Annotated in this window: 9 protein-coding genes; 7 read left to right on the forward strand and 2 right to left on the reverse strand. The window is 42.0% G+C overall.

Features of this window, described 5'->3' with window-relative positions; genetic code table 11:
- Nucleotides 1–242: 242 nt before the first annotated feature.
- Both AC0YN3_RS26095 and AC0YN3_RS26100 read right to left on the reverse strand, forming a co-directional pair.
- Nucleotides 243–968 carry a response regulator transcription factor gene (locus AC0YN3_RS26095; protein WP_475777842.1) on the reverse strand — a complete coding sequence of 242 codons (726 nt, stop codon included), beginning with the start codon at nucleotides 966–968 and terminating at the stop codon, nucleotides 243–245.
- Complete coding sequence (locus AC0YN3_RS26100) at nucleotides 965–3124, reverse strand: ATP-binding protein (protein ID WP_475777843.1); 2160 nt, start codon at nucleotides 3122–3124, stop codon at nucleotides 965–967. The genes AC0YN3_RS26095 and AC0YN3_RS26100 overlap by 4 nt, the downstream gene beginning before the upstream one ends.
- A gap of 538 nt (nucleotides 3125–3662) precedes the next feature.
- On the opposite strand from AC0YN3_RS26100, the gene AC0YN3_RS26105 reads away from it, so the two are divergent.
- The 7 genes from AC0YN3_RS26105 to AC0YN3_RS26135 all read left to right on the forward strand — a co-directional run bounded on the left by AC0YN3_RS26105 (nucleotide 3663) and on the right by AC0YN3_RS26135 (nucleotide 10652).
- A complete protein-coding gene (locus AC0YN3_RS26105; RefSeq protein ID WP_475777844.1) occupies nucleotides 3663–3812 on the forward strand; it encodes a hypothetical protein in 150 nt (49 codons plus the stop codon).
- A 178-nt stretch (nucleotides 3813–3990) separates the two neighbouring features.
- On the forward strand, nucleotides 3991–5343 hold the full coding sequence (locus AC0YN3_RS26110; protein ID WP_475777845.1) for a hypothetical protein: 1353 nt from the start codon (nucleotides 3991–3993) through the stop codon (nucleotides 5341–5343).
- A 951-nt stretch (nucleotides 5344–6294) separates the two neighbouring features.
- Nucleotides 6295–7551: a saccharopine dehydrogenase NADP-binding domain-containing protein gene (locus AC0YN3_RS26115; protein ID WP_475777846.1), complete on the forward strand. Its 1257-nt coding sequence runs from the start codon at nucleotides 6295–6297 to the stop codon at nucleotides 7549–7551.
- Between the two features lie 19 nt (nucleotides 7552–7570).
- The gene (speE, locus tag AC0YN3_RS26120; RefSeq protein ID WP_475777847.1) at nucleotides 7571–8455 is read left to right on the forward strand and encodes a polyamine aminopropyltransferase; all 885 of its coding nucleotides are present in this window, start codon (nucleotides 7571–7573) and stop codon (nucleotides 8453–8455) included.
- A 437-nt stretch (nucleotides 8456–8892) separates the two neighbouring features.
- Nucleotides 8893–9087 (forward strand): type II toxin-antitoxin system death-on-curing family toxin, encoded by a 195-nt coding sequence (locus AC0YN3_RS26125; RefSeq protein ID WP_475777848.1) that lies wholly within the window; start codon nucleotides 8893–8895, stop codon nucleotides 9085–9087.
- A gap of 310 nt (nucleotides 9088–9397) precedes the next feature.
- Nucleotides 9398–10042, forward strand: a complete 645-nt coding sequence (locus AC0YN3_RS26130; protein ID WP_475777849.1) for a hypothetical protein — start codon at nucleotides 9398–9400, stop codon at nucleotides 10040–10042.
- 211 nt (nucleotides 10043–10253) lie between these two features.
- Nucleotides 10254–10652, forward strand: coding sequence for a DUF5071 domain-containing protein (locus AC0YN3_RS26135; RefSeq protein WP_475777850.1), 399 nt, complete (start codon nucleotides 10254–10256; stop codon nucleotides 10650–10652).
- Nucleotides 10653–10802 lie beyond the last annotated feature (150 nt).

Raw genomic sequence — 10802 nt, forward strand, 5'->3', positions numbered from 1 at the left:
AGTTTCCTGGTGTTCTGTTATTTATGAGACGAGATTAAAACATGGGATGTAGCGGGAAATTAGCACGAAAGACCACCTTCTAAAGTAAACCGGAGGTGGTCTTTCGTATGACACCATATTATGCGAACCACTTTTCGACCCTTCAAAAATGCCTGAATCCCTTGCGGCGCATGGTTTCACCGCTCGCCCCACTTCGCTTTTGTCGCTTTATCTTGGATGTGATTAATCGTAGTGTATTAGCTTCAGTCGTGAACACTACCAACCTTATCGCTACTTTCGCGCTTGCTGGCAACCAGCATATATCCGGCCCCCCGAATCGTAATGATTCTCTCAGGATTGACGGGAACAGCCTCGATTTTTTTTCGTAAATTACTGATGTGTACAGCGACCGTTCTCGTATCCTCCAAACTCTCCATTCCCCAGATGAGATGGAACAACGTATCGACAGTGACGACACGATTGACGTTTTGTGCCAAATAGGACAGTAAACTAAATTCTTTTTTTGATAAAAAGATGGTGTTACTATCTATGTTGACGGACTGTGCGTAGAAATCCAGCGCCATACCCGGTAACTCCAGCAGTTGTTCTTTTCTGCTTGTCGACACTCTGCGAAGGTGTGCCTTGATTTTGGCCATGAGTACGCCCGGACTGAACGGCTTGGTCACATAATCGTCGCCGCCGTAGGATAATGCGCTGATTTTCACCTCGTCTTCCTCACGGCTGCTCAGAAATATGATCGGCGCATTCGTGTAGATACGTGCGTTCCTGCACCAATCAATGCCGTCTTCATTAGCCAGCATTACATCCAGTACAATCAAATCCGGATCGAGCGACGCAAGCAGCTTCATGGCTTCTGTCCCGCTGTGGCTATACGAGGCTATAAAGCCTTCCCGTTCACAATATGCCTGAACAATCTCACAGATATGGGGATCATCATCGACGATCATAATCTTGTGCGTTTCCTTCATGCTGTCACCTTCCTGCTTCTCGAATACAAAGGCAGCGATATATAGAATATCGACCCCGTCTTGCCGTCACTCTCCGCTCGAACCGCCCCTCCGTGCGCTTGTACGATTTCCCTGCAAATCGCCAGCCCGAGTCCGCTGCCCTCTACTTCCATTTCCATGCCCGATCGATCATACCTATAATTGCGATCGAAGATTTGCTCTAGCTGCTCTGGGGGAATACCCGTGCCAGAATCTTGTACGCTAATTATCGCACAGCGGGTATCTTGCGCCTCGTCCACGGCTAGTGCAAGACGCACCGTCCCACCAGTAGAGGTGAACTTCATCGCGTTCGACACTAGATTAAACAACGCCTGCTCCAATCTTTGCCCATCCATCTCGATAACAGGCAAGTCAGACCGTTGATTTTCCGTATTTCCGATTTCCAATATGAAATGGAGCCCGGCGTCACGCACAACCAGCTCATATTGTTCAAAAAAATCACGCAAGAAGGGAATGGCATGAACCGGCTCCATTCGATACGCTACTTGTCCCGTCTCTAGATGCGACAAGAAAGACAACTCCTCGATCATGCGGTTAATCCTTATCGTGTTATCCCGGATATACTTCAGGTACTGTTCATTGCGCTCCGGCTTAACCATGTCCTTCACAGCTTCGACATAACCAAGCATGCTGGACAGCGGCATGCGCAAATCATGCGTAATGTAGGCAAGCAGCTTTTTCCTCCCTTGCTCTGAGTGGAGTAGCCGCTCATAGGACGTGCGGAGATCCTCGTGGGCTGCGGATAACGCATGTGTGCGCTCCATTACGATCCGCTCTAAATTGGTATTCATTTCAGTCAGCTTGTTATTAGCTTCCAGCAACTCACGTGCAATCCTCTCTTCGTTCGTTGCCGCCCTCGTAAATCTTGAAGAAAGCAGAATCATCTGTGCGATCGTAAATACCAACAGGCCAAATGGAGATGTATTTCCGATTAGCGACCATTCGTTGTAGTATAAAAAATCGTTGATAACCGTAACAAGAGTAACCACAGACACCGACAGGAAGATCAGCGCTCCCTCTATACGCCGCACGGCCGCTTGGGCAAGCCCAACCATCAGATACACCATGTGCAGAACAACGATTACACCAATCACCAGTAACATTTTTGAATAGATAAGCGCAGGGGTCATTACAACAAGTAAACAAAGTGCGCCCGTTGCGATACGGGTGCCAAGACGAAACCACCAGGACACATAATTCGGAAAAATGCATTCAAAATACATGGTGATGATATAACCACTGATGCAAAGAATCAAATACTCGATCTTGAACTGCAATTCCCACGGAAAATGAGGAAGCAATTGCGTAATCATGAGCTCGCCGTTCAGCAAGGAGCGGATGCCGAACAACACGGTGAACAAACCAAAGTACAACGGCGCCTTGTCCTTGCGTCGCAGCACGAACAACAGCAGATTATACAATCCAATCACCAGCAGACATGCAGTTATGAACATATCTGTGGCAATCTTCAGATTTGTCCTGACCGTTAACACGCTGCTGCCACCCAGTTCTATATATTGGGTGATGCCGCCTCGCTTATGATGAAAGTTCGCTACTTGCATAACAAGCTCTAAAGTGTCGTTTTCGGGCTGGAAGAACACAAGCTTCGTTGCCAGATGCGGTTTCACGCGACTCTTGTCCGGACCCACCTCACCGACTTCTGCCAGCAGCTCTCCATTCGCCCACAATTTATACGCATGAAATATAGAAGGCAGCCGGAGAGCAAGCCGCTCATTCCTATCCTGCTTGCTAAGCTCAATGACCAGCCGAAATGTTGCGAAACCTTCTCCGCTCAGCTCTTGTCCATCCAACGGGTAGCCTAGCCAGGATCCGGGAATGTTGATATAGCGATTAATCTGTCCACCGTTTTCCATGCGGCTCCGTATATCCTCTGGCGATAGCAGCTCTTGCCAGTAGAACGCCCATTCCCCTTGTAACTTTAGCGGATTCTTACTAACATAATCCTCCGTTAAATCTAGCACGCCTTCTTCGCTTTGAATCTGAGGGGAATCCGGTGCATATACGACGGCATAGCTTGCGACCAAACCAACAACTACAACGATAACAGTTATGTAAAGCAAGATCGTACGAGAACCAAATCGAAGAATATCCCTCATGATGAAGTCGACCCCAATCTACAAGATGCGTTATAAATAAGTTGATTATCTTAATGATAGCATCATAAAAAGAAAATGTGTTAAAAGCGGTAATAAAATCCTCAATTACAAGCTGTGGGCAATCTCATAACCAAAATATGCACCGTAGGGATGCGGCCGCTTTGCCGCGGCAGCTGTTACAGTCGCTTAATACCGCATCGAATCAAAAAAGTTATTACATCCAATTCGCTTTGTAGTCTGTTTTTTTGGCATGTTTTAGTATAAACGTGAAGCTAAAGTTTTCTTTATGTTTCATTAATGGCCTTAACTACTATGATAAAATGCAGCGAGGGAAAATCGTGCTACTTTACTGATAGATATGATCGATATTGATTCAACGAGATTAAAGTTTAGTGTGATTAAAACATACAAGGAGCAGTAGTAACTTGTACAAACGTATAATGAGTTTAACGCTGACGGTGTTTTTGTTTGTATCGTTAATACAGCGAGGAATCGGCTTGGTGAATCCAAGTCATTCTAGTGCCGGGTGGAGCATCATGTGAAAGGCGCTGGCATTGATGATGGAGGCCCAGCGATAGATAATCTTTATATCCGTTCACTCCCAATGCCTGCAGAGAACGTAATCTATGAACTAATTCTTGGCGACTACTCGGATGACGGTGAAAGTTTCCCGGGCTGGCCATTTTAATGAATATTTATAAGCTCTGCGAAGTTACTAGCTTAATTTAATAAGGGGTTTCTCAGTCATCTTCAATAATTGTGAAACCCTTTGTTTAGCGTGTTCATTTGCTTGCTTGAATCGGGCTATACGGTCTTGATAGGGGAATGTTGCTTATGGCTAGTCGAATTGAAAAGGAGTTCATTACTTGATTAAAAGAAAAGGCACAAAATCGCAATTCAAAGAGGCGTTCAAACGGGGACTGGGTCATTCTTATATGGAGTTAAAACAAAGCGGAAATCGTGAAAAGTACAAAGATATCGTCTTATGGTCTTGTCTTCGTAACACTTGTTATGACATGCAATGTGAAGGTGGACGCGGTATTTTTTTATATCATGCAATCTGTTTATTCGAAGATAAGAGCTATTTTGAAGAGGCAATCATTCTAAAGTTTACGCAAAAGAATCTAGACACATGGTTATTCGATCAATTGTGTGAGCTTTTATGTTTATTCTCAGAGGATGGCAGCACTAGAGCAAGGGAATCGTTATATCAAAAATATAATAAAATGCTTGAATTATCTTCACATCGTTCGAATCAAATAGATAAGATTAACCTAGAATGGCTTTGTGTAAGACTGACATCAATTGACGGATTTCCTGCATTCAAGAATATTGTTAAGCAGCTCGGTGAGTATGCGTTAAGTAAAAGTGATTCTGCGGGTATGGATTGGTTCTACTCTTATGCAAAAAACAAGTTTGGTAACAAGCGTGTCGATTCATACTTGCAGAATAGTGCGATTAAATCTGATTATGTAAAAGCCTTTCTAAACTCCGTATCTGAACTCGTGATTCCCAGCAAACAAAATATGGATCCACCAACTTTAGAAGATTTGATTCAAGCAGCAAAAGAAAAACGAAGTCGAGGGCTTTCACTCCGTTTTGCGAAAGCGGCATCAGAAGAAGAACGGTTAAAATTAGCGAAATACGCTATTGCAGAATCAAATCTAGAAATAAAGTTAGAATTACTATGGACGTTTAGAAAGATTCGTTTTCCATTAGCTGAGTCGTATATTTTTGAACTTGCCGAAAGTGATAATCCATCCATACGCAATGTTGCTTTTGAGATGATGAAGCATTTACCGCCAGATCGGATTCACGATTTCGCAATAAATCTTCTTCAACAAAAGAAGGAGCTCGCAAATGCTCTAAGTCTACTATGTTATTGCTATAAGCATGAAGATGAGGCTGTTTTATTCGAAGGTGTGCAAAGTTTGACAGTATCCTACGAGGATGGCGGCTGGCATGGTGTCTTTATGGACGTTGAGCATTTGTTAGATAACCGATCAATTAAAATGGACCCATCCGTTTTTATCTACATATATAGCCAAACATTGTGTTCGTATTGCCGTCATATTCTGATTTGCAGCATGTACAAGCGGAAAGTTCTCCCCCAAGCGATTTTAGAAGAATGCGTACATGACAGCTACGAGGATACAAGAAAATTTGCGATACGAAAACTAAGAAAAAAATCAAAGTCATTGAGCGTTAAAAATAGATAATATTCCACTTGAAGACTTGAGGGTTAGCATGGGGAATGTGACATCTGTACGATTTAGTTCAATAGGATGGGTGGGGCTGACTTACGCAGGTAAAGCGGACGTTGGAACTTGGGCACAGGCTGTGGCAGACGCTCTGAAAGAACGCGGTTTCACGTATTTCTCACGACTCGGTCACCTATGTTCCATACCCGATGATAACGTTATTTACGACGTATTGCGGAACGTAGGCTCATTGCCTGCATGAGTCGGAGAACCTTCTTATGATTGACTCAAATACCATGATCCTATAGTAGAAATAATTGAATCTGATGATAGCCGTAAACAGCTGTATAGCGTCCCAAGGTGCCGTGTATCAACGTTTTGAGCGGTCGGTCCTTATCCGTGCTTTTTCGCTTTAGATAGGCATAGAATCCGCTTCGGGAGAGTCCGATTTCTTAATATAACTATGCAACGGTGAAATGCTCTCGGAGTTCTTAGACGAGCCGACACTTCTCTGGTAAAACTCCGCCTACGTAATAGCCATCCACTTTTTAAACAGCCATCTCCATTTCTAGCCGCTTAACATAACGGTTCTCATCGACTTATTCTTCCCATTTCCCACGAGTGTCTCTAAGCCCGAAGTCGCCCATCTGCTTGTAACGCCTCATCCATACCTTCAACCGCCCCATATCAGCAATCTCCAGAATCTCTGGTCATAACGGAAAGCACCCCCTATTGATTTCATAGGGTGTTTTTCCAATGTCCACTATATGAGGTGTACCTCATTTTTCGAAAGGTCTTGGCTCTATTGTTCGTTGTAAGACCACGTTCTACTTTGCCAGCAGCATCCTGTTTAGTTTATGGATTGAATTGAAGCAACGTTATTGAGAAACGATAGATTCTACAGATAGGTAATAGATTGGATCATATTCTATCTACTATGAATATCTTGGCTTAAAGGAGTTGAGGAACTTGGACAATCAAAAAATAACCCTTAGTATTCTTGGCTGCGCCGGGGGAGTAGCTAAATCCATTCTCTCTTTATTAGACAAGTCGTTTGAAGATGTCAATGATCCCATCCATTCGTTTATCAGCAGCATGAATCTTCACTTAGTTGATCAGAAACAAAAGAGGATGGAGTATTACGAACCATTTATTCCACATTTAAAACATACGACTACGTTGCACCAGTTGGATTTGAGTGATTTGAGTATGTTTCGACAGCATCTAATCGATACGAAGACAACGTTCGTCATCGATGTTTCATGGGCCGATACAGTCGACATGCTTCATTGCTGTAATGAATTAGGCGTTCAGTATATTAACACCGCTTTAGAAAATACAATGGTAGACGAGAAAGAAGAGCTTGAAGGATTTACGTTATTGGAACGATACCGCATTTTTGAAAAAAATAGAGAACGGTTCACAAATACGAAGGCAATCATCGGCTCTGGAATGAATCCCGGCGTCGTGCAATGGATGGCCTTGGAAATGATAAGGCAAACCCCAGGCGAAGATCCGCTAGGCTGCTTTATCGTTGAACAGGATAATACATTTTACAAGGATGTATCGCTAGCTCAGAAAAACACGGTTTATACGACATGGTCGCCCGAATGCTTTTTGGATGAAGCCATACTAAACTATCCTATGTTTATGAAGCAACATATGCCTCTCTTTTTCTATAATGCTGTTTATGAGATGGAGTTTAAAGTGTCGCTCGGAAACAAACAGTTTTACGGTTGCTTGATGCCGCATGAAGAGGTTGTTACTCTTGGGAAAGCTTTTGATATGGAGATCGGTTTTCTTTATCGTGTGAATGACTTTACTACGGATTTAATCCGCTCGAACCTTGGTAATGCTAACGATCTTTGGAATTGGAACCACAAGGTTTTGGATCCGTTGGATGCTGAACTGGATGGAGAGGATTTGGTAGGCGTGCTTCTTGTTTACAAAGACAAGGAACGATTTATGTATAACACGATGAATAACAAAAAAATATTTTCCGAGTATAAAACAAATGCTACTTATTTTCAGGTTGCGTGTGGCATCTATGGTGCCTTATCCGCCCTGTTGCTTGATGACATTCCTGCTGGAGTCTATTTTGTGGACGAACTACTGCTTCAAACCGATACCAATTATGGTATGTATCTCTCTTACTATATGAAAGATTTTGTTACGGGCGAAAATATCGGTTCTGACGGGCTTTTATTGGATCGAATAAAAAAATAAATATTCGGTGGGGTGTAGCATGAAGGATAGAAGGCATTCATTAACTGGTTATTATAAGGAGACAAATGAGGATCTGTGGTTATGGGATGATCTTCCGGATTTGGATATGGAAGTTGGATATAAAGTAGGAGCACTGCTCCACTATGAACAATCGCCTTTTCAAGAGATTAGCATTGTGGAAACGAAGGGTTTTGGCCGCATGCTAGTTCTGGATGGGACTCCCCAAGTTACTTCAAAAGACGGCTTTATTTATAATGAAATGATTACGCATATTGCAATGGCCACTCACCCTGAGCCTAAAAAAGTGGCAATGATTGGAGGAGGCGATTGCGGGCCAGCCCGCGAAGCGCTGAAGTATGCAAGCGTGCAGCAGATAGATGTAGTGGAAATTGATCCGAGAGTTATTGAAGTGTGCAGGTTATGGATGACAAAAGATGATGATCAAACGCGGGGTGAATTGATAAGTACCGTATTAAAGGACGGGTATAAGTGGATTCAGGAACAAAAAAATAAATATGATGTGCTTCTCGTGGATAGATCAGACCCCTATGGGCCGGCAGTTAGTCTATATAAACATCAATTCTATCAGTATGTTCACGATAGTTTGACTGATGAGGGTATAGTCGTTTTTCAGTCAGGTTCACCCTATTACAATTCGGATATTTTGAAACAAACGATTAGCAGATTGAAAAAGCTATTTCCAATCGTACGCACTTATTTATGTTCGATCCCTTCATTTCCCGGGGGGATATGGAGTTTTACGGTTGCCTCAAAAAAGTGGGACCCTCTCGAAGCTAACTTAGATGGTTTGCCGTGGGAGGAAACGAAATATGTAAATCCTGAAATATTTCGCGCTTCTTTTGTATTACCCAATTATATAAAGAGCAAGTTGAAAGAGAGGTGAAAATTCAACCCCGTTAAACTGGGGCGAGTGAGCAACCTTTGGCTAATCTAAGTATCAGGCGGTGAGTCGTGCGTTATACAGCCGCGTTTCGCCTCCACCACGATAGAACACCATCCGAATGGGGATGGTGTTCTGATTTATATTTTTAGATGAGTTTGATAGACCAGAGGTTCTTGAAGCGTTTTTTGACGTGTTTGAAGAAGATGAAAGTATTCTTGAAGAACTAAGGGACCGATGAAATGATTATATGCTTAACTAAAGAAGAGGTCATTTCAGCCCACTATTTCATGATGCGAAAAATGAACGACGCAGATCAGTCAGGAGTGAAGGATCGCGGTTTGCTAGAATCTGCGGTACATAGACCGCAACAAAGTATATTTGGAGAAGATGCTTATTCTGATTGATTTGAAAAAGCTGCGGCTCTACTGGAGTTTCTGGTGAAGAATCATTGCTTCCACAATGGTAATAAACGTACAGCCTATCTGGTTACTAAATCATTTCTTATGATTAATGGTAAACATTTAAAGCTGGAACGCGAGTACGCTGTTGAGTTTATTGTAGATATCGCAAAAGGAATTCAATCAATGGATGATACAGCAAGGATATTGAAAGAGTTTTCTGCAGATAGATAATTCATAAGACGTCTGCTAAGGTGACATCAAAACTGTGACTACACCCGTAGAAGCCTATATGGTGTAAGCTTCGGACAGGGGGGCGAGACCCCTCGCCTCCACCTCCACCAAGGAAAACCCGACCTCATGAGGTCGGGTTTTTGCATTTGTAATATTTGATTAGGCGAATCTTACTGTTGAGCTAACTGGCAGTTTAACGTAACAATGGATTTGGTATTTGGGCATTGTGTACTATACTGATAATGCGTAGGAAAGCGTTTGAAAACCTTCGTGAATAAATATCATTAGACTTTTTTTTGGAGGGTTATAGTTGTTCATAAGCAACAAGAAGAAAATAAGAGGCTGGAAAAGACGCGTAAGAAAAATTGAAAAGTGGAAGCGACGAGTTATTGATTTAGACATAGAACACCTACATGACTACAAAAGGGATTATGCAAAACTTTGGATTCACCCATTTTACGCCATCCCACGTAGAAATCCTCCTATCTGGTACAATCGCCTTCTCCTTGAAGAGATGTTGGATGTATATCGATGTTGGCATGAAAAGTTATCAGAATTTGATGAAGATTTTTATCTAAAGTTATGGATATATGACCCACACTTCATCAACTCGCAGGTGGTAACTGCTTATAAAGATTGTCTTCACTTTTACGACCAAACGTTTGAAGTTGGAAATCATGAAAAACAATTCCCTTTTCACAAGTACACTTACCTAAGAGAAAAGTTAGAAATGTTTGATTGGCATCTACATATTGATGGTGACGTTTACACAGAGAGCGACCTAATTGACAATATCCAGCGGGGTTGGATGAGTGATAAAGATGTTGAAGCTATTAAAGAGAAGGCATACAGAGTCGAAACAATTCATTTTTCTGATGGGGATACAGATAAAACGTATAGCGTTAAAGTTGGAGATGTTTGGGTCGGTTCAAAGAAAAACACTATTAAGTTGTAATAACCGTTCATTACGCTAACGGGTAACTATAGCTTAACAATCACCAGGACGAAGCTGTCGGAATGAAACGGCAGCCTCGTTGAGCTAACTAGGCAGCAATCAACTAAATTAAAATACGGAGAATTTGAGTAGTTCGTCGATTAGTTCTTTTCTTATATGAGACAGCACTAAATGCTGTAATTTCCACTATTCTCAATCAGGAGTGAACTAATTGAAAGATATTAAGGATTTAATTCCACAACATAAGCACGATATGGATACAATCGGAAAATTGAAAAATATTAATCATGATGAAACTGATCTTGGATCAATTATGGATGATTTATTTGAATGGATTCAAGACATTAATTGGCCAATAGCTCAAGAGTTATGTAAAATATTTCCCGAATTTAAACCTATTGACGTAGTTCCGCAAATACAGAAAGTATTGAATAGCGATGATGACTGTTGGCAATTCGCATGCATTCAATTCCTATTACCGTTATTGCCTTTAGATATGCGAGAGCAAATAAAAGCAGATCTACTTAGAATCATACAGAATCCTACCCGAAATGAGAAATTTTGTGAAATAGACCAGGGAGCAAGAGAAGTTTATAAAAGCCTATTCTAAGTAGAATGCAACTTCTAATAACACCATATTAGCATTAAGCTCCCTCGGTACGATGCAGTTATCTCACGAATGCTCGCTTATTCACAGAATCTCACCAGAGGATGAGTTGTAACCCGGATTGAATGGGACGAGAGCCGTCAAATTGGAAAC

The sequence above is a fragment of the Paenibacillus sp. J22R232 genome (assembly GCF_056269165.1).